The sequence below is a fragment of the Bacillus sp. FSL K6-0993 genome, from assembly GCF_037977205.1.
Classification (GTDB): Bacteria; Bacillota; Bacilli; order Bacillales; family Bacillaceae; genus Bacillus; species Bacillus subtilis.
This window is the reverse complement of record NZ_CP150275.1, coordinates 1,678,484-1,697,961: the sequence shown is the minus strand read 5'-3', so window position 1 is coordinate 1,697,961 and position 19,478 is coordinate 1,678,484. Positions and strand designations below refer to the sequence as shown.

The 19,478-nt window shown below is 41.9% G+C and carries 20 protein-coding genes; all 20 read right to left on the bottom strand.

Annotated elements, in window-relative coordinates; genetic code table 11:
- The 20 genes from rseP to fliR all read right to left on the bottom strand — a co-directional run bounded on the left by rseP (position 1) and on the right by fliR (position 19,478).
- The gene (gene rseP, locus MHH79_RS08895; protein WP_010886508.1) at positions 1-1,269 is read right to left on the bottom strand and encodes an RIP metalloprotease RseP; all 1,269 of its coding nucleotides are present in this window, start codon (positions 1,267-1,269) and stop codon (positions 1-3) included.
- 6 nt (positions 1,270-1,275) lie between these two features.
- On the bottom strand, positions 1,276-2,427 hold the full coding sequence (dxr, locus tag MHH79_RS08890; protein ID WP_003245155.1) for a 1-deoxy-D-xylulose-5-phosphate reductoisomerase: 1,152 nt from the start codon (positions 2,425-2,427) through the stop codon (positions 1,276-1,278).
- A gap of 61 nt (positions 2,428-2,488) precedes the next feature.
- Entirely contained in the window at positions 2,489-3,298 is an 810-nt protein-coding gene (cdsA, locus tag MHH79_RS08885) for a phosphatidate cytidylyltransferase (protein ID WP_003231924.1), read from the bottom strand.
- Positions 3,299-3,301: 3 nt separating this feature from the next.
- Positions 3,302-4,084: an isoprenyl transferase gene (locus tag MHH79_RS08880; protein ID WP_015383676.1), complete on the bottom strand. Its 783-nt coding sequence runs from the start codon at positions 4,082-4,084 to the stop codon at positions 3,302-3,304.
- Between the two features lie 130 nt (positions 4,085-4,214).
- Positions 4,215-4,772 carry a ribosome recycling factor gene (frr, locus tag MHH79_RS08875; RefSeq protein ID WP_003231927.1) on the bottom strand — a complete coding sequence of 186 codons (558 nt, stop codon included), beginning with the start codon at positions 4,770-4,772 and terminating at the stop codon, positions 4,215-4,217.
- Position 4,773: 1 nt separating this feature from the next.
- A complete protein-coding gene (gene pyrH / locus MHH79_RS08870; RefSeq protein WP_003220923.1) occupies positions 4,774-5,496 on the bottom strand; it encodes a UMP kinase in 723 nt (240 codons plus the stop codon).
- Between the two features lie 145 nt (positions 5,497-5,641).
- The gene (gene tsf / locus MHH79_RS08865) at positions 5,642-6,523 is read right to left on the bottom strand and encodes a translation elongation factor Ts (RefSeq protein ID WP_003231929.1); all 882 of its coding nucleotides are present in this window, start codon (positions 6,521-6,523) and stop codon (positions 5,642-5,644) included.
- 101 nt (positions 6,524-6,624) lie between these two features.
- A complete protein-coding gene (rpsB, locus tag MHH79_RS08860; RefSeq protein ID WP_003220918.1) occupies positions 6,625-7,365 on the bottom strand; it encodes a 30S ribosomal protein S2 in 741 nt (246 codons plus the stop codon).
- Between the two features lie 143 nt (positions 7,366-7,508).
- Positions 7,509-8,012, bottom strand: a complete 504-nt coding sequence (swrB, locus tag MHH79_RS08855) for a swarming motility protein SwrB (RefSeq protein ID WP_063335362.1) — start codon at positions 8,010-8,012, stop codon at positions 7,509-7,511.
- Between the two features lie 28 nt (positions 8,013-8,040).
- A complete protein-coding gene (sigD, locus tag MHH79_RS08850; protein ID WP_003220911.1) occupies positions 8,041-8,805 on the bottom strand; it encodes an RNA polymerase sigma-28 factor SigD in 765 nt (254 codons plus the stop codon).
- A 22-nt stretch (positions 8,806-8,827) separates the two neighbouring features.
- Positions 8,828-9,328: a chemoreceptor glutamine deamidase CheD gene (gene cheD, locus MHH79_RS08845; protein WP_014476818.1), complete on the bottom strand. Its 501-nt coding sequence runs from the start codon at positions 9,326-9,328 to the stop codon at positions 8,828-8,830.
- Entirely contained in the window at positions 9,325-9,954 is a 630-nt protein-coding gene (cheC, locus tag MHH79_RS08840) for a CheY-P phosphatase CheC (RefSeq protein ID WP_003231935.1), read from the bottom strand. Before cheC ends, cheD begins: the two co-directional genes overlap by 4 nt.
- A gap of 18 nt (positions 9,955-9,972) precedes the next feature.
- A complete protein-coding gene (gene cheW, locus MHH79_RS08835; RefSeq protein WP_003231938.1) occupies positions 9,973-10,443 on the bottom strand; it encodes a chemotaxis protein CheW in 471 nt (156 codons plus the stop codon).
- A gap of 21 nt (positions 10,444-10,464) precedes the next feature.
- Entirely contained in the window at positions 10,465-12,483 is a 2,019-nt protein-coding gene (cheA, locus tag MHH79_RS08830) for a chemotaxis protein CheA (RefSeq protein WP_015483230.1), read from the bottom strand.
- Positions 12,484-12,488: 5 nt separating this feature from the next.
- On the bottom strand, positions 12,489-13,562 hold the full coding sequence (gene cheB, locus MHH79_RS08825; protein WP_014476816.1) for a protein-glutamate O-methylesterase CheB: 1,074 nt from the start codon (positions 13,560-13,562) through the stop codon (positions 12,489-12,491).
- Between the two features lies 1 nt (position 13,563).
- On the bottom strand, positions 13,564-14,460 hold the full coding sequence (flhG, locus tag MHH79_RS08820) for a flagellum location/number ATPase FlhG (RefSeq protein WP_080467319.1): 897 nt from the start codon (positions 14,458-14,460) through the stop codon (positions 13,564-13,566).
- The gene (gene flhF / locus MHH79_RS08815; RefSeq protein ID WP_063335359.1) at positions 14,451-15,551 is read right to left on the bottom strand and encodes a flagellar biosynthesis protein FlhF; all 1,101 of its coding nucleotides are present in this window, start codon (positions 15,549-15,551) and stop codon (positions 14,451-14,453) included. Before flhF ends, flhG begins: the two co-directional genes overlap by 10 nt.
- On the bottom strand, positions 15,551-17,584 hold the full coding sequence (flhA, locus tag MHH79_RS08810) for a flagellar biosynthesis protein FlhA (RefSeq protein WP_003231947.1): 2,034 nt from the start codon (positions 17,582-17,584) through the stop codon (positions 15,551-15,553). Before flhA ends, flhF begins: the two co-directional genes overlap by 1 nt.
- A gap of 32 nt (positions 17,585-17,616) precedes the next feature.
- On the bottom strand, positions 17,617-18,699 hold the full coding sequence (gene flhB, locus MHH79_RS08805) for a flagellar biosynthesis protein FlhB (RefSeq protein WP_003231949.1): 1,083 nt from the start codon (positions 18,697-18,699) through the stop codon (positions 17,617-17,619).
- Positions 18,699-19,478, bottom strand: a complete 780-nt coding sequence (fliR, locus tag MHH79_RS08800) for a flagellar biosynthetic protein FliR (RefSeq protein ID WP_063335358.1) — start codon at positions 19,476-19,478, stop codon at positions 18,699-18,701. Before fliR ends, flhB begins: the two co-directional genes overlap by 1 nt.

Here is a 19,478-nt window from a genome sequence, read left to right as displayed (position 1 = left end):
TTACAAAAACAGCCGCTGGATATCGTTCCATGTGACAACCAGCATAAGAAGCATTAGAAAAGCTACTCCGATAAACACAACAAATGCTTCTTTTTCCCTGTTAATCGGTTTGCCCCGAATTGCTTCAATAAATAGAAACAACAGTCTTCCTCCGTCAAGTGCCGGAATCGGAAGCAGATTGACAATCCCAAGGTTAATGCTTAAAAACGCCGCAAACTGAAATAAGTTCACGATCCCTGTTTTCGCCACTTGGTCTGTCATATCATATATGCCGACAGGACCTGACAGCATATCGAGTTTAAATTGGCCTGTTACTAATTTACTCAGATTGGTTAAAATCGCTTTGGTGACATCAACTGTTGATGTCGCGCCGTAAGCAACCGCTGAGAGTACGCCTTTTTCAGTCGGCGCATAGGAACCGAAACGTCCGATTGTTTTTTTGTTCTCATCTTTAACAGCTTCCGGAGTCACTGAAATATGAAGCGTTTTGTTATCTCTTTTTACTGCAACGTCCATTTCTTTCTCCGGGTTTTCTTTTACAGCGGAGACAATGTCAGTCCAAGACCTCATTTTCTCTCCGTTAATGCTTTGGATATAATCCCCTTCTTTTAGCCCTGCTTCAGCCGCCCGTCCATTGTCTGTCAACTGCCCGAGCATAGGTTCATTTGACGGTACGCCTTGAATCAGCCCAAGCATCACTAAAATGACGTAAGCTAAAATAAAGTTCATAATCGGCCCTGCAGCAATTGCTTTAATCCGCTGCCACACAGGTTTGGAACCAAATTGGCGATTATACGGCGCAATCTGCACTTCTTCTCCATCTACAATAAAAAAGGATGTTTCGCTGACAGTAAAGCTGGAAAGTTCGTCCTCTTTCCCCTGTTCATAACCGGTGATCTTCATGTCATGCTCTAGATCAGCTGTTTCCACTTCAATGACTAAAGCATCCGGATATTTTTCCTTTTGATTGATGATGACTTTCTCAACTTGATCTTCTTTATTAAACAGAAGCCCGACCGTGTATCCGGGTTTCACCTCAATCATTTCCGGATCTTCGCCGGCCATACGAACAAATCCGCCGACCGGAAGCAGCCTGATCGTATAAACTGTTTCATTTTTTTTGAAAGAAAAAATCTTTGGACCGAAGCCGATCGCAAATTCACGGCAGAGAATTCCCGCTCTTTGGGCTAGCAATAAATGGCCCAGTTCATGGAAGAAAACGAGCGTTCCGAAAATAATGATAAACGCTATAACTGTATTCACGAACATACCACCTTATGTGAGTATTGAATTGACGTATCCCCGGGTATCTTTGTCCACTTCTTGAATGTCCGCCAGGCTCGGTTTTTTCAGTAATTGATGGCGGGTTAGTGCCTTTTCGATACAGTCTTCAATAGCCAAAAACGGTATCTTGCCAGCTAAAAAGGCAGCGACAGCTACTTCATTTGCTGCATTTAGCACTGTCGGCATTGTTCCTCCTATTTTACCTGATTCAAAAGCAAATTGTAAGCATCGGAACCTGTCAAAATCAGCTTTCTCAAAATGAAGGCTGCCGATTTCCCATAATTCAAGCCTTTTCGCATCTGGTAATGGCAATCGGTCAGGATAAGTGAGCGCATATTGAATGGGGACTCTCATATCCGGAGTTCCGAGCTGTGCGATCACACTTTTATCATGGAACTCAACCATTGAATGGATGATGCTCTCCTTATGTAAAACCACATCAATTTGTTCATAAGGTATATCGAAAAGCCAGTGTGCCTCGATCACCTCTAATCCCTTATTCATCATTGTAGCCGAATCAATTGTAATTTTTGCACCCATTGACCAGTTTGGATGTTTTAATGCATCTTCAACTGTTACTGATTCGAGCTCCTCCCGCGTCTTGTCCCGAAAACTTCCGCCGGATGCCGTAATGATGAGGCGTTCAATGTTTTTAGCCTGTTCGCCTTGAAGAGCTTGAAAAATGGCTGAATGCTCACTGTCAACAGGCAGCAGCGGAACATCATATTTCTTAGCATGTTCTTTTACTATATGCCCTGCAGTGACAAGAGTTTCCTTATTTGCAAGCGCAATTGTTTTTTTCTGTTCAATTGCCTTTAACGTCGGGATAAGACCGACGCTTCCAAGCAAAGCGTTGACAACAATGTCAACCTCCTCCATCACTGCTGCTTCTATCAGTCCTTCTTCTCCCAGCCCAATTTGGCATTCAAAAGAAAAAGACATTTGTTTTAATTTATGATATGTATCCAGATCACCGACAGAGACAAACTTCGGCTGAAAGACCTCAATCATTGGAACGGCCTTATCAATATTTCTGCCAAACGACATAGATACCAGCTGAAATTGATCTTGATGTGCACGCAGTACATCAAGAGTCTGTTCGCCGATTGATCCTGTTGCTCCTAAAAGACAAATATTTTTCAAAGTTGCCACTACTCCTATTCTTATTGCTGCATGATCAGTCTCATATTCATATTAGACTTTTTTATGAAAAAAGGGCAAGCAGAAAGTACAAGAAAGGCATGACAAACAAGAAACTGTCAAAACGGTCTAATATACCGCCATGCCCGGGAAGAATATTCCCAGAATCCTTTACATCGTAATGTCTTTTCAACGCGGATTCCACTAAATCTCCCAGTTGTCCAAAAACAGACAAAAACAGCGTGATCAACAGCAGATAGATATACGGGATCGGAAGTTGTGCAACAAGCTGAAAAATCGTCGCCAATACAAGTGCGATGACAATTCCGCCTGCAAACCCTTCCACTGTTTTATTCGGACTGATTTCAGGCCACAGTTTCCGCTTCCCAAGCGATTTACCGACAAAATAGGCACCGGAATCGGTGGACCAAATGACAACACACGCATAAAAAATGTATGTTAATCCGTATTGGTCAAGATTTCTGATTTCGATAAAATAATGAAAACACATTCCGATGTAAATTGCTGCAAGCGTAATAAACCCGACTTCATCAAAAGTAAAGGTGTTCTTGACCAACACTGTGTAAGTCAGCAATAGCAGTACCGCAAATAAAGCGATTTCCATTTTGGAAATTCCGTCCGCTTCAAAAAACGAATACTGGCTTGGCAATAAGAACATCCACAATAATAAAAGGCCGATCAAACCCGGCAGTGAAACCAGCTTCAGCTTTTTCATCCGTAAAAGTTCAAAAAGCGCCACACTGCCCATAGCATAAATTAATATGGTGAACGGCAATTTCCCGACAATAACCAAAAATAAAAATACAATTGCTGCCAGAACACCTGTCAAAATTCTTTGTTTCATGTCCACCATCCTCTAAATTCCGCCAAACCTCCGGCCTCTCTGCTGATACTCTCCTAACGCCTGCAAGAAGTGATCTTCTTTAAAGTCAGGCCACAAGACGTCAGTAAAGACAAATTCACTGTAGGCAACCTGCCATAGCATAAAATTACTCAGCCTTATCTCGCCGCTCGTTCGAATTAAAAGTTCAGGATCCTGCAAAGATTCAGTCATCAAATAAGTAGAAAAAAGCGATTCATCAATGTCTTCAATATTCAAAGAGCCTTCCTTCACTTTTTCCGCGAGTGATTTTGCAGCACTGACAATTTCAGTACGGCCTCCATAGTTAAGAGCAAAATTAAGGATCATTCCGTCGTTTTGCGCCGTGTCCTGTACAGCTTTTTCAATTGCACGTAATGTGTGCGCCGGCAAAGCCGTTTCATCCCCAATGATCCGAACCTGTACATTTTCCTCAACAAGCTCTGGAAGATACGTATTCAAAAATTCTTCCGGAAGCTTCATTAAAAAATCGACTTCCATTTTCGGTCTTTTCCAGTTTTCTGTTGAAAATGCATACAATGTCAGTACTTTGACACCTAATTCGTTTGCGAGCTTCGTGGTCCTTTTTACCACCTTCATCCCTTCATGGTGGCCTGCAATTCTGGGAAGAGAGCGTTTTTTAGCCCAACGGCCATTTCCATCCATGATAATGGCGATGTGTTCGGGAATTTCTCCCTTAAGTATGTCTTCTTTTGTATAACGTTCTAAGTTGGAAGCCGCAGTTTGCTGATTCTTCCAATTTTTGAGTATGTTGAGCATGAGATTCCTCCGTCACCCAAAAAGGTTACATTCCCTGCTGATAATCAATGTAATCAACAGTATTAACAAAAAAACCCCCTGTAAACATGAGAGGGTCTTTTCACTATTATCTATTGTACATAGTTTTTCATTAAACTTCCATGATTTCTTTTTCTTTGTCTTTTGTGACACTGTCAATTTTTGACACATATTCATCTGTCAGTTTTTGAACGTCTTCAGTGGAAGCACGCAGTTCATCCTCAGTAATGTCTCCGTTTTTCTCAAGTTTTTTGAGATCATCGTTAGCATCACGGCGAACGTTACGAACAGCTACTTTTGCTTCTTCAGCATATTTTTTTACAACTTTCACTAATTCTTTCCGTCTCTCTTCTGTTAGTGCCGGAATTGCAATTCGAATCATATTGCCATCACTTGTTGGTGTAAGACCTAAATCAGCTTTTAAAATCGCTTTTTCGATATCGCCGATTGCTGTTTTGTCGTATGGCGTAATAACGAGCATACGAGCTTCAGGCACGTTAATAGAAGACAACTGATTTAAAGGTGTCTGCGCTCCGTAATATTCAACCGTTACTTTATCTAATAATGATGGATTTGCACGGCCTGCGCGTACAGTAGCCAATTCGCGCTGATAAGCAGCAATTGCTTTTTCCATTTTTTCTTTTGTTTGAGTTAATACTTCTTTTGACACGTTATTTCCCCCTCACGATCGTTCCGATTGATTCACCGATAACGGCACGTTTGATATTTCCTTCTTCCATAATAGAAAAGACGATAAGCGGAATGTCATTGTCCATGCATAAAGAGGAAGCTGTTGAATCCATGACTTCCAGGCCGTCTTTAAGAACGTCAAGATAAGAAAGTGATTCATACTTAACAGCTGATTCATCTTTTCTAGGATCAGCATTATACACACCGTCAACGTTATTTTTAGCCATTAAAATAACGTCTGCCTCAATTTCAGCAGCCCGCAGTGCAGCTGTCGTATCAGTTGAGAAATATGGGTTTCCTGTGCCCGCAGCGAAAATAACGACACGTTTTTTCTCTAAGTGGCGTATCGCTTTTCTTCTTATGTACGGTTCAGCAACTTGTCTCATTTCAATGGATGTTTGCACTCTGGACTGGATTCCGAGTGTTTCCAAGCTGTCTTGAAGAGCAAGCGAATTCATTACTGTCGCCAGCATTCCCATATAGTCAGCAGTCGCGCGGTCCATGCCCAGGTCACTTCCTGTTTTTCCGCGCCATAAGTTGCCGCCGCCTACTACAACAGCCACTTCGACTTCAAGCTCAGCGATTTCTTTCACTTGCTTTGCAATGGATTGAATGACAGTCGGGTTAATTCCATTTCCCTGTTCTCCTGCCAATGCTTCCCCGCTAAGCTTTAATACGATACGTTTGTATTTTGGTTTTTCCATGATAACCTCCAAGTGTAAACATTGCCGTTTTCTATTATGCAAGAGAAAAAAAGGTTTGTAAATATAGTTTTAAAAATAGGGAACACAAAATGTGTCCCCTATACTGCCTGAAAAGACGCGACTTAGCCGCGAAATCTTTTCACCATTATTTTTTCACTTGGTTCATTACTTCTTCAGCAAAGTTTTCTTGACGTTTTTCGATGCCTTCTCCAACTTCATAGCGGACAAAAGTTTGAACAGTAGCGTTTTTCGCTGCAATAACTTGTTTCACTTTTTCATCTGGGTTTTTAACGAACGCTTGGTCTAATAGACAAATTTCTTCGAAGAATTTGTTCAGACGGCCTTCAACCATTTTCGCTACGATGTTTTCAGGTTTGCCTTCTTGGAGGGCTTGCTGAGTTAAGATTTGACGCTCATGATTTGTTTCTTCTTCAGATACTTGATCACGAGAAATGTAACGAGGGTTAACTGCAGCAACGTGCATTGCGATATCTTTCGCAGTTTCTTCATCAGTTGTACCGTTGAGAACAGTTAATACACCGATGCGGCCGCCCATGTGAAGGTAAGCACCGAATGCAGAGCTGTCGTCTTTAGTAAGAACTGTAAAGCGGCGAAGAGTGATTTTCTCACCGATTTTAGCAACTGCGCTTGTGATGTACTCTTCAACAGTTGAGCCATTTTCCATTTTTTGACCCATTGCTTCTTCAACATCTGCTGGCGTGTTTGCAAGAAGGTGGTCAGCTAAAGTGTTAAGAAGCTCTTTAAAACCTTCGTTTTTCGCAACGAAATCAGTTTCAGAGTTTACTTCTAGGATAACGCCTTTGTTGCCGTCAGTTTTAATAAGAGTAGAACCTTCTGCTGCGATACGGTCAGCTTTTTTCGCTGCTTTTGCAATCCCTTTTTCTCTTAAAAGGTCAATTGCTTTGTCCATATCTCCATCAGTTTCAGTTAACGCTTTTTTACAATCCATCATGCCCGCGCCAGTTTTTTCACGCAGTTCTTTTACTTGCTGTGCAGTAATTGCCATTTGTATTCCTCCTTATATGTTTAAACAAGAGTATGTATATTACACATTTTTCTTGAAAAAAGGTGATAAAAGGCAGTCCCTCTTATCACCTTTTGAATAGGTTACGCAGTTGTTGTTTCTGTTTCTGGTGCAGTTTCTTCAGCAACTTCCGCTTCTTCTTCGCCTTGCTTCGCTTCTAAGATTGCATCTGCCATTTTAGAAGTTAGAAGTTTAACAGCGCGGATAGCGTCATCGTTCGCTGGGATAACAACATCAATTTCATCTGGATCACAGTTAGTATCTACGATACCGATGATAGGGATGTTTAATTTGCGAGCTTCCGCAACAGCGATGCGCTCTTTGCGAGGATCGATGATGAATAATGCATCAGGAAGATCCTTCATATCTTTAATTCCGCCTAGGAATTTTTCAAGACGCTCTAATTCTTTTTTCAATTGAACGACTTCTTTTTTAGGAAGTACATCAAACGTACCGTTTTCTTGCATTTTTTCAATGTCTTTAAGACGTTTAATACGTTTTTGGATTGTTTCAAAGTTTGTTAATGTACCGCCCAACCAGCGTTGGTTAACATAGTACATGCCAGAGCGTTGAGCTTCTTCTTTAACAGAATCTTGAGCTTGTTTTTTTGTTCCGACGAAAAGGATTTTTCCGCCTTCAGCAGCAAGATTTTTAGTGAAGTTGTAAGCTTCCTCTACTTTTTTGACTGTTTTTTGAAGGTCAATGATGTAGATTCCGTTACGCTCCGTGAAAATGTAACGCTTCATTTTTGGGTTCCAACGGCGTGTTTGGTGACCGAAGTGAACACCAGCTTCAAGCAATTGCTTCATAGAAATGACTGACATGTTATTTCCTCCTAATATAATGGTTTTTTTCCTCCGCTTAGGTCATTTTTGTGCAGAACTGCCGCCTGCAGCACCCTCTGCATAAATCGTTAAGCGTGTGTATTTAACACCAAGACATAATATAACACAGCTTTATCCGACAATCAAGAATCCTTTACACCTTTGGAGCGAAATTTTAAAAATAGCTCGATTTCTGTCTTTCCGCTCTTCATTTTCTGGGCAATTTTACTTGCCGAATATCCCTGTTCATATAATTCTATGACCTGGTCTTCAAATGATTGGACCTCACTGTTTACGATCTCTTCCTGACGGTCAACCTCTGTAATCAGACCTTCAATATGTTCAGGAAGATTCTCTGCCTCTTGAACTGAATCACGCTCTTGATATGTTTCAGAGTGCTGAAGGCCTGGCTTTTGGGATTCTTCATCTGATTGACTTGCAGATGAAGCTTTATTTTCTATCAGTTTCTCATTTTCTTCTTTTAATTCAAGCAGAAATGCCGCCAAGGTGTTTTCCGTCTCTTCAAGTATCTGTTTTTGCTGTTTTTCTGTTTCTTTCACTGCAGCGAGCCTCGTATACAGGATAATGACAGCGTACAGAAGAACGCCGTGGAGCGTAAAGCTTAAAAGCCATAATAGTGTTGACATGTTTTTCACTCGCTAACCATGAAATTCATTATTGTATCACTTTTTCCAGCAGATTCTTTAATTTAAATAATGCCTTTGAATGGATCTGAGATATGCGGGACGTAGAAAGATTTAATACTTGTCCGATTTCTGTCAGTGTCAACTCCTCTTTGTAGAACAAACTGACAACCAGCTGTTCTTTTTCAGAGAGTTCGTGAATTTTTTCCGCAAGCTGTGCAATCAGTTCATCCTTCATAATCTTTTCTTCAGGCGGAACATTTTTGTCATCTCTGATCATGACTTGAATGTTTTCCCCGTCATCTTGATCATGGAGCTTTTCATCAATTGACAGCAGATTTGCAAAAAAACCTTCATTCATTGTTGACACGACATCCTGTACCGTCATTCCGAGTTCCTCTGCAATTTCCGCGGGCGATACATTCCGAAGATACCGCTGTTCAAGCTTTTCAATTGCCGCTTCAACCTTCTTTGTTTTTTCGCGTGAGGTTCTGGGCAGCCAATCTTCTTTACGAAGCCCGTCTATGATTGCGCCGCGAATTCTAAACGAGGCGTAGGTATCAAATTTTAAGTCCCGGCTGGGGTCAAATTTTTCAAGGGCATCATATAAACCAAGCATACCAAGGCTCATAAGATCGTCTTTATGCACTGATTTCGGCAGCCCGACAGAAATTCTGCCTACATGATATGTGACAAGCGGCATGTAACGGCGCATTAAGTCGTCACCGGCTTTAGGATCTTTCCACTCTTTCCAGCGCGTCCAAAGCACCTGATCTTCATAATTCAAGGATTGCATTGTTATCCCCCTAATACCTTAATTAAATCGTTTTTTCACCTTGTTTAACAGTTCGAATATGCAGCATGCAGGACTTCGGTTCAAATTCTATCGTCCGGCCGCTTGAGCCGCCCGTATCTTCACTAATAATAGGAATATTAAATAAAGACAGCTGTTCTTTTATCGCTAATACATTTCTCGGTCCGATCTTCATCAAATCATTTGTCGATTTAAATTTAAACATCTCTGATCCGCCGGCCAGCTTTGCTTTTAATGCAAATTTCCGGCATCCCGCTTCTATCAACATATCAATCGTGGTCTTTACGGCGGTGTCAGCGTACTTAGCCCGGTTGAGCTCGGCAGTTTTCGATAACGTCGAATCCGGAAGCATGACATGAACAAGACCCGCCGTTTGCTTTTCTTTATCATAAAGCACCAGCCCCACACATGAGCCCAAACCAGAGGTCCGGATGGTATCCGGGAAGCGGGCGATCTTCACGTCAGCAATCCCAACCTTTATAACAACAGCCTCAGTTGTACTCATAATGATGCACCTAAGGCGACAAAGAGCTTTTCAAATGAATCATAGTCCGGCAGCATAAACATATGCGCTTTCAGCTCCTGCTGATGGCTTTGGTCAAAAATTGACGTGTCGACAACAATGGCGTGTTCCCCAACCTGACTGAGCTCCATCAGCCCTTCGCTGATCACAGCTCCGAACATGTCCAATGAGACTTCAGGAACACTTGGATAGAGCTGGAGTTTCGTCAAATCCGCCAAAGCTGTTAAATATGACCCCGCTAAAATATTGCCCAGTTCATGCAAAGCGGATGAGCTCATGTGGTCTTCACCTAAGTCCTCTATGTCAAAATCGGGGTTTCCAATCAGCTCTCTGATAAACTGCTCCGCCTGAAAAAAAGGCATTATAAAGAACATTGAACCCGTTAAATCGCCTTCCATTCTTAAAAAGATGCTGGCAACCGGGACATCGGCGCCGCCGAAAAAATCAACAAGCTCATCAAAAGACAGCAGCTTTGCAAATGGGACTTCCATATCTATCTTTCTATTTAACAGCTGGGCCATTGCAGAGGCGGAGTGGCCGGCGCCTATATTGCCGACTTCCCGCAAAATGTCCATCTGCTCTTCTTTGATTCCATTAAAAATACTCATGTCATAACCCCTTTAAGATTAAGCTTGATCGGGCACAGCGGACTGAGATGATTCTTTATCCAAAACCGCGTTCGCATCAATAATATTTAAGAGTCTGTTCTCTTGTTTCACAATCTGTTCGATCGACACATCCGTATCTTTCTGAACGCCTTCTGGAGCAGATTCTATTTCACTTTCGTGTACGGTAATCACATCATTCGCTTCATCCACAATCCAGCCGACTTCAATATCACGATAAGCAATAATGATAATTCGTGTTTCATCGGTAATTTCATACTCTGGCAAATTCAGGCGTTTTCTTAAATCAATAACCGGAGTCACCACCCCGCGTAAATTGATTACCCCGCAAATATATGGTTCGACGCCAGGTACCCTCGTTGGCTTTTGCCATTTTTCAATTGATTTCACCTGAGTGACGGAAATGGCATATTCTTTGCCATTTACCATAAAGACTATCATTTTTTCGCCTGTTTTAATTTCTGCAGTCATGTGAGACACCTCCTCGAATGGTTAAATAATCAGTGCATTACAATCAATAATGAGCGCTACTTCTCCGTCTCCTAAAATAGTAGCTCCGGAAATTGCAAAGACGTTTGTTAAATAATCTCCGAGTGATTTCAGCACAACTTCCTGCTGGCCAATAAAGGAGTCCACCACAAATGCAGTAGGTTTGTCGCCTTTTTTCACGACAATGATATGGAGCTGTTCCGCATCTTTTCTTGTATCTTCTATTTTAAACTCTTCTTTTAAATAAACGACAGGGACAATATGCCCTCTAAAGTCAATCACTTCACGGTCATGCGTTTGCAAAATGTCTTTTCTGTCAATAACTGCTGTTTCAATGATTGAAGAAATCGGAATGGCAAATGTCTCTTCTTCCAACTTAATCAGCAGAACTGAAATAATAGACAAGGTAAGCGGCAGCTGGATGCTGAATAGAGAGCCTTGACCCTCGGCTGATTTCACACTGACTGAACCGCCAAGAGACTCCAGTTTGTTTTTTACAACGTCAAGTCCGACACCGCGGCCGGAAATATCAGAAATTTGGTCAGCAGTTGAGAACCCCGGAGCAAAAATCAATTCGTAAATTTGGTTGTCTTCTAAGGTTTCAGCTTCTTTTTCCGTTATGACCCCGCGCTCAAGCGCTTTTTCCAGAATTTTTTTGCGATTAAGGCCTGCGCCGTCATCCTCTACTTCGATAAAGACATGGTTGCCGCTGTGATAAGCTTTAAGCACAACTTTTCCTGATTCTGGTTTTCCCTTTTGCAGACGTGTTTCCGGCGCCTCGATACCATGGTCAATACTGTTTCTGATCAAGTGAACGAGTGGATCTCCGATTTCATCAATTACTGTACGATCCAGTTCAGTTTCCGCACCGATGATCGAGAGTTCAATTTTTTTATTCAGCTCTTTCTGAAGCTGGCGAATCATTCTCGGGAATCTGTTAAAAACAGTTTCAACCGGGACCATCCTCATATTCAGAATAATCGATTGCAAATCTCCGGAAATTCTCGTCATTCGTTCAACCGTTTCAGTCAGTTCATTGTGCTCAAGCTCTTTCGCAATCTGCTCGAGACGCCCACGGTCAATGACAAGCTCTTCAAATAAGTTCATTAAAGAATCAAGCCTGTCAATGTTGACACGAATTGTTTTAGATCCGCCGGCTGAATGCTTCGCCTGTTCATCGTTTTTAGCAGGCTGTTTTTGTTTCTCCTGCTTCGCAGGTACAGCTGCTGCTGGTGAATCTTCTTGCTTAGATTCTTCAGGCTTTTCAGCTGATGTTAAAGGAGCCCCTTGAATGACTTCAACATGCTCAATTTCCGACACGCCATTGATTAATTGTTCAATGTCTTCCGCTGATTGATGTGTTAAGAAACAAACTTGAAAATCAGTTCCAAAATCTTCTGTTTCAAGCACTTCAGCACTTGGAATTGTTTTGGCTACTTCTCCGACTTCATTTAGTTTTTCAAACACCATATAGACACGAACTGCTTTTAACATACAGTTTTCGTTCAGAGAAATCTTGATTTCATATCGTTTGAAGCCTTGCTCCTCCGCTTCTTGTATAACTGTGCGTTCAAATTCATCATATTCCCAATCAGATGCTGAACTCTGTGCTTCTGCAGGTTCTGCGGAGGCGGCGGATTCAGCGTGCGCACCATTCACATCAAGCTTGGCACTCACTTCTGAGATATCTCTTTTACCATCCCCGCCATCAATAATAGACTGAACCATTGCTTCTAGGTGATCCAGAGCTTCAAACAAAATATCCAGCCAGTCTGAGGTGACTGCCATGTCTCCGTTTCGGATTGCATCCAGCACGTTTTCAAGCAGATGGGTTAGATGTGCTAAATCCGTGTAGCCCATCGTTGCGCTCATTCCTTTTAATGTATGGGCAGCCCTGAATATATCATGTACGAGCTGAAGATCAGTCGGGTCTTTCTCTAAAAGGAGAAGCTTTTCATTACATGTTTGTAAATGTTCTTTACTCTCATCAATAAAGACATCTAAATACTGATTCATATCCATTTGAATCACACCCTCTCTTTTTTCACACAGCTTGTGATGGATGCTGCGATATCTTCCACATGTTTAATCTCATGAATGAGACCCGCTTTAACAGCAGCTTTTGGCATCCCGTATACGACACAAGATTCTTCAGACTCCGCAATGGCTTTCACATTGCCGGCTGTTAGCATGTCCTTTAGCCCAGCAGTGCCGTCACTGCCCATTCCGGTCATGATAACCGCTACTTTTTCATAATCTGTCAGTTTCCCGACAGAACGGAATAAATAATCAGCAGATGGTTTATGACGGCTTGGTGTGTCATGGTTATCAAGCACAATCTGGAGTCCTTCGCTGTTTTTAATAACGGATATGTTTTTTCCGCCCGGTGCTATGTAAACACAGCCGTTAAGAGCTGCTTCACCATCTTTTGCTTCTTTTACCTGAATGTCAGATAAATGATTCAGCCGATCAGCCAAAGAAGCAGTAAACCCTTCAGGCATGTGCTGAACGACAACCACTGGTGCGTTCAAATCCTTAGGGAGCTTCGGTATCACCTTTTGTAACGCCCGTGGACCGCCTGTTGATGTGCCGATACACACAATTTGTCTGCCCGTGCCAGGTTTCGGTTTGCTTAATTCAGGCTTAACGACAGCACGCACAATAGGTTCGGGCCGAACTGTCTGGGAAACAGGACGTTTCCGCTTGCCGGAAAGTCCTGCCGCGACGACACGCTCAACTAATTGTTCTTTAATTTTGTATAGATCCAGAGATATTGAGCCTGATGGCTTTGTGATAAAGTCAAAGGCACCGATCTCCAAACAATTAATTGTGCATTCTTTACCTTTCTCGGTCTGGCTAGACACCATAATGACCGGCAAGTTATAAATCTCAATAATTTTGCGGAGCGTATCTGTCCCATTCATGACCGGCATTTCAACATCAAGAGTAATAACATCCGGTTTTAATAATTCAATCTTCTTAAGCGCTTCTTCTCCGTTTCTCGCAGTTCCGATTACTTCTATCTGCTTTTCCTCGGTCAGAAAATCACTTATCATTTTTCTCATAAAAGCTGAATCATCAACTACAAGCACACGAATCAAATTAAGCCCTCCTCATTAAAAAAGAAGATAATTTCTCAATAAATGTCTGTTTGTCTTCTTTGTGTCTCGTTTCTTCTCTTTCAAACAAGGCGTCCGCTAAAATACGGACTGACCGGCTGGCTTTTGCCTGAGGGCTTTTTATGAAAAAAGGAACCTGTTCGACAACCGCTTTGCTCACGATCACATCGTCAGAAACGGAACCGGCAAACTGAACCTGAACATCCAAAAACATATGAATTGTACGGAAGAGGCGGGCAAAAACGTCAAGCCCTTCCTTTTGGTCACGGCACCGATTGACAGCCACCTTCATTGAAAGCTTATTTTCTGTCAAAACCAAGTGCTTGACAGCGCTGTATGCGTCCATAATGGCCGTCGGCTCGGGAGTTGTTATAATCAAAATATCTTCTGCTGATAAAATAAAAGGCAGTTGATCTTTTGATAAGCCTGCTCCCATGTCAAACAGCACATAATCGAACTGGCTTAATGCATGAGAAAGTTCATTGGCAAAAAACGTCCATTTTCTCTGATCGAGCTGAAACATCACATCCAGACCGGTTCCCCCTGATATATACCGCAAACCCTTTGGGCCAACGGATAATGACTGCAGCAAAGGCTTACGATCGGTTAAAACATCGATTATCGTGGCAGACGATGAATTTCCCATTAATATATCAATGTTTCCCATCCCGATATCAAGGTCGATGAGCAGCACCTTCTTATCTTTATCCTGCAGCGCAAGTGCCATATTTAAGGTAATATTGGATTTTCCGACACCGCCCTTGCCGCTAATGACAGCAAGTGTCTTCGCTTTTTGTGAATAAACCATCGGCAGAACGCGCTCACGTTTTTCCATTTTCGCCCGTAAAGTTGCTGCTTGGTCATATCTGTTCATCTGCACAGCATCCTCACAAAACCAAGTGGAGATACGGTCTGTATATCCTCAGGCACATTCTGTCCGTTTGTCATAAACCCAACACCTATTTTTGATTCTGCCAGTATATTAAATACAGAACCTAAGGAAGTCGTTTCATCTATTTTCGTAAAAATATACTGATTGACAGGGACGGATGAAAACCGTTTGACAATATGCTTCATATCTTCATATTTTGCAGTCGCGGATAAAACAAGAAATGACTGAATGCTGCTCTCAAAAGGAATCGTTTCTTTTAGTTCATCAATGTATTGCGGGTCCTTGAAGTTTCTTCCGGCTGTATCAACAAACACATGATCATACTCAGAAAATAACTCCTTCGCCTGCTGAAATTCTTCTTTTGTATAGCAAACTTCCAGAGGAGCCTGCAGCAGTTCAGCGTATGTTTTCAACTGTTCAACAGCTGCAATACGATACGTATCTGTTGTAATAAAAGCGATTTTTTTATGTTTTTCAAGCATAGATATGGCTGCGAGTTTAGCCAGTGTAGTTGTTTTACCAGCCCCTGTTGAACCAAAGAGAACGATATATTTTGAATGAATTGGCTCCTGCCACTTGTCTGCTGAGGGCAGCATATCGCATAGTATTTCCTGAAGTTTGCCGACAACATTTTCTTCAGTCAAGCCGCCTGCTTCAACAGAGAAGCGAAGCAATTTTTTCAGAGTGTTCGTTTTCGTAGACTCTTTGATCCCTGTTTCTTGCAAAAGCTTTTCTGCTTTTCGCAGCGGCTCAGGAAGTACAGATTGATATGCTGAAAAATCACCTAACTCCTGTTGCGCCGGAATTTGAGGGGGATATGTTCTCTCCTCTATTTTCGGACTGCTGACCGGAGTTTTTAATGTTTGTTTCGGTTCAGCTGCCTTCTGAGGCGTTTTTTTCTCAAGAAAGTCCTGATCCAATATGGCGATTACTTCAACAGCAGGCTTGTTGACGAGGCCAAACCATTTTCGCTTTTTAATTTTTTTCGAATTTAATATGACCGCTTCATTACCTAACTCTTTTCTGATGAGAAGTGCCGCTTCTTGCATTGAAGCAGCAGTAAATTTTTTTATTTTCATTAAATATCCACCACTCCAATGCTTTGTACCTCAACATTCGCCTCAAGTTCGTTATAAGAGAGTACCGGAAGATCAGGGAAGTATCGTTCCAGAAGCTGCTTCACATACATTCTGACAGGCGGCGAACAAAGAAGAATCGCGGTTTCCTGACGTAATGAGAGCTGTTCAGCTTCTTTAGCGACAGAGCGCACTATACTTTCTGAAATATCTGGTTCAAGTGATAAATAGTTCCCGTGTTCCGTCTGCTGCACACCGTCTGCTATTGCTTTTTCTACACGGCCCGAACAAGTAACAACCTTCAACACTTCATTTTCTTTGGCAAACTGGGCTGTAATTTGTTTAGCAAGCGCTTGTCTTGTATACTCTGTCAAAAGATCAGAATCTGTTGTTAATTTCCCATAATCAGCAAGTGTTTCAAAAATCGTTACTAAGTTTCGAATTGAAACTTTCTCTTTTAAAAGCTTAGCAAGCACTTTCTGAATATCACCGACAGACAATGGATTCGGCGTAACCTCTTCAACCAGGACTGGATACGATTCTTTCAAGTGATCGATCAGCTGTTTTGTCTCCTGCCTTCCGATCAATTCGTGGGCATGCTGCTTAATTTTCTCCGTAATATGCGTTGAAACGACTGATGCAGGATCAACTACTGTATAACCAAGCATGTCGGCTTCATCCTTTACCGCTTCGCTAATCCATTTAGCCGGCAGTCCGAATGAAGGCTCCACTGTTTCAATCCCTTCAATGAGATCGTCCTCAGGAGTAGGCGACATCGCTAAATAATGATCAAGCAACAGCTCGCCTTTTGCTACTTCGTTTCCTTTAATTTTCAATCGGTATTCATTAGGCTGCAACGCTATATTATCTCTGATTCGCACGACAGGAATGACAAGCCCGAGTTCCAAAGCCAACTGACGGCGTATCATAACAATTCGGTCTAATAAATCACCGCCTTGATTGGCATCAGCAAGCGGTATCAGGCCATATCCAAACTCAAATTCTATCGGATCTATATGCAGAAGCTGAACAACACTTTCAGGGCTTTTAAGCTCGTCCACCTCAGCCTCTTCCTCAAGAATCTCATCCACTTCTTCTTTTTCCTTACCTGATTTAGATAGTGTATATGCGCCAAAAGCAAGCAATCCCGCAAGCGGCCCCGTCAGAAGGATGCCGATCGGAGTGAAGATACCTAAAAGCATGATCGTAGCTGCTGCGACGTATAAAAGCTTTGGATACGCAAACAGCTGGCCTGTAATGTCATGCCCTAAGTTTCCTTCAGAGGCAGCTCTTGTGACCACAATACCCGTAGCCGTAGAAATTAACAGTGCCGGGATTTGCGAAACAATTCCATCCCCTACAGTCAGCATCGTAAAGTGTGAAGCAGCTTCTTGAATGGACATGCCCTGCTGAAGCATTCCGATCACGATTCCGAAAATAATATTGATCATCACAATGATGATTCCGGCAATGGCGTCACCTTTTACAAATTTACTGGCACCGTCCATTGCTCCATAAAAGTCTGCTTCTCTTGCCACTTTTTCGCGGCGATGCTTCGCTTCCTGTTCGGTAATCATCCCTGCGTTTAAATCAGCATCAATACTCATCTGCTTCCCTGGCATTGCGTCCAGCGTAAACCTTGCTGCAACCTCGGAAACACGTTCAGCACCTTTTGTAATGACGATAAACTGAATAATAATAAGGATGATAAATACAACGAGTCCAACTAATACATTTCCGCCGACAACGAAATTTCCGAAAGTCTCGACGACTTTCCCTCCTTCACCGTGTGAAAGAATTGAACGGGTAGTTGAGACGTTCAAGCCCAAACGAAATAGGGTCAAAAGCAGCAACAGTGACGGAAAAATCGAAAACTGAAGCGCTTCCTGCATATTCATTGTGGTGAGAAGCACGATCAACGCAAGAGAAATATTAATAATGATCAAAATACTTAACAGCCATGGAGGAAATGGAATCACCAGCATCGCCACAATGAGGACAACACTTATTAAAACGGATAAATCTCTTGTTGACATGCTGTTTTTTCTCTCCTTTTAAATCGAAAAATTCAATATACTTTTTGTTTTGTTTTATATACGTAAGCCAGAATTTCTGCTAAAACTTTAAAAAATTCTTCCGGCACTGCCTGGTCAATTTCTACCTGATCATATAACGCACGGGCAAGCGGTCTGTTTTCTACCATCATGACATCATGCTCTTTAGCAATTTTCCTGATTTTTAACGCAAGGTGATCGACGCCTTTTGCAACAATATAAGGAGCGTCCATTTTTTCTTCATCATATTTCAGAGCAATCGCATAGTGAGTCGGGTTTGTGATAATGACATCTGCTTTTGGAACTTCCTGCATCATCCGCCTCATCGCCATTTCCCGCTGTCTTTGTTTAATTTTAGACTTGATAATCGGGTCTCCTTCAGATTTTTTGTACTCATCTTTTATATCTTGTTTTGACATTTTGATATTTTTCTCATAGTCAAATCTCTGATATAAATAGTCGAGACCAGCAAGAATCAACAATGCACCTGCACCGCTTAGTCCCATCCACAAAGTGAGTTTTGAAACGAAAGAAAGTGCCTCTTCGGGTGTCAGGAGAGGAAGCCGGAGAATTTCTCCATAATGCAGCCAAAGCACAGCAAAAGCCGCAAAACCGACGACTACGATTTTCAAAATTGATTTAATCAGCTCTACAATCGCCCTCATACTGTATATTCGTTTAAAGCCTTTGATCGGATCCAGTTTTTCAAGCTTAGGCTGTATCACTTCAGCAGAAAATAAGAACCCAACCTGCATATAGTTGCTTACGACTCCTGCAACAAGAGCAACAAGCAAGATCGGTGCGAGTATCATGCCCATATCCTTTAATAAGCTGACAAACAATGTATGCACATTTGATTCTGAGAGCTTCATTGTGAGCGATTCGGTATAAAATGTTTCTATGAATGACAGCAGCCTGTCTCTCATATACGGACCAATTGCAATAAGCGAAAGGAATATTACCAGTAAAGAAACGGCGGTATTGACATCCGAGCTTTTGGCTACTTGCCCTTTTTTTCGCGTATCCTTCCGTTTTTTCGGAGTGGCTTTTTCTGTCTTCTCTCCCGCAAAAAACTGCAGGTCAACTCTAAGCTTCATTAAGAAACACCGACCAATGCTAAAAGATTCCGCATCGTTTCAATCGTTAAACTGAAAACATTCCGGACAACGACGAAGATAACGGACATACATACAATGAGCATGATGAAACTGACAGCGATCTTTAAAGGCAGACCGACCACAAATACATTTAACTGCGGAACAGTTCGAGCCACGATGCCTAATGCTAAATCAACTAGAAACAAGCTGGCCACAACCGGCGCTGACATTTGAAAAGCGATAATAAACATTGCATTAAAGCTTTTCGAAATAAAATAGGCAAACTTTTCATCGCCGAAATTCGGAAATGCCTGATCAACTGAAATATACTGAAAGCTGTAGTAAATACCATCCAGCAGCAAATGGTGGGCATTGACACTCAGCATAAACAAAAGTGCCATCGTATAGATAAACTGGCCAATCAACGGACTTTGTGCACCGGTTTGCGGATCAATAACGTTTGCTATTGAAAATCCCATTTGAAAATCAATAAACGAGCCGGCAATCTGCACTGCGGCAATCATCATATAAGCAATTAAACCCAGACATAGGCCGACCAAAGCTTCTTTAAACGCCAAAAGCATATAGTGCTCATCTATCTCCAAAGAGGGCGGTTTATCAATGGTGCTGAAACAAATGACCGCAAGAAAAAAAGCAAAACCTATGCGATGAACAGCTGGCACATTTCGATGTCCAAATAGCGGAATCGTTACAAAAAAAGCAGAGATTCTAATAAAAACCAATAAAAAAGCAGGAAATAAGTCAATAATTGAATTCAT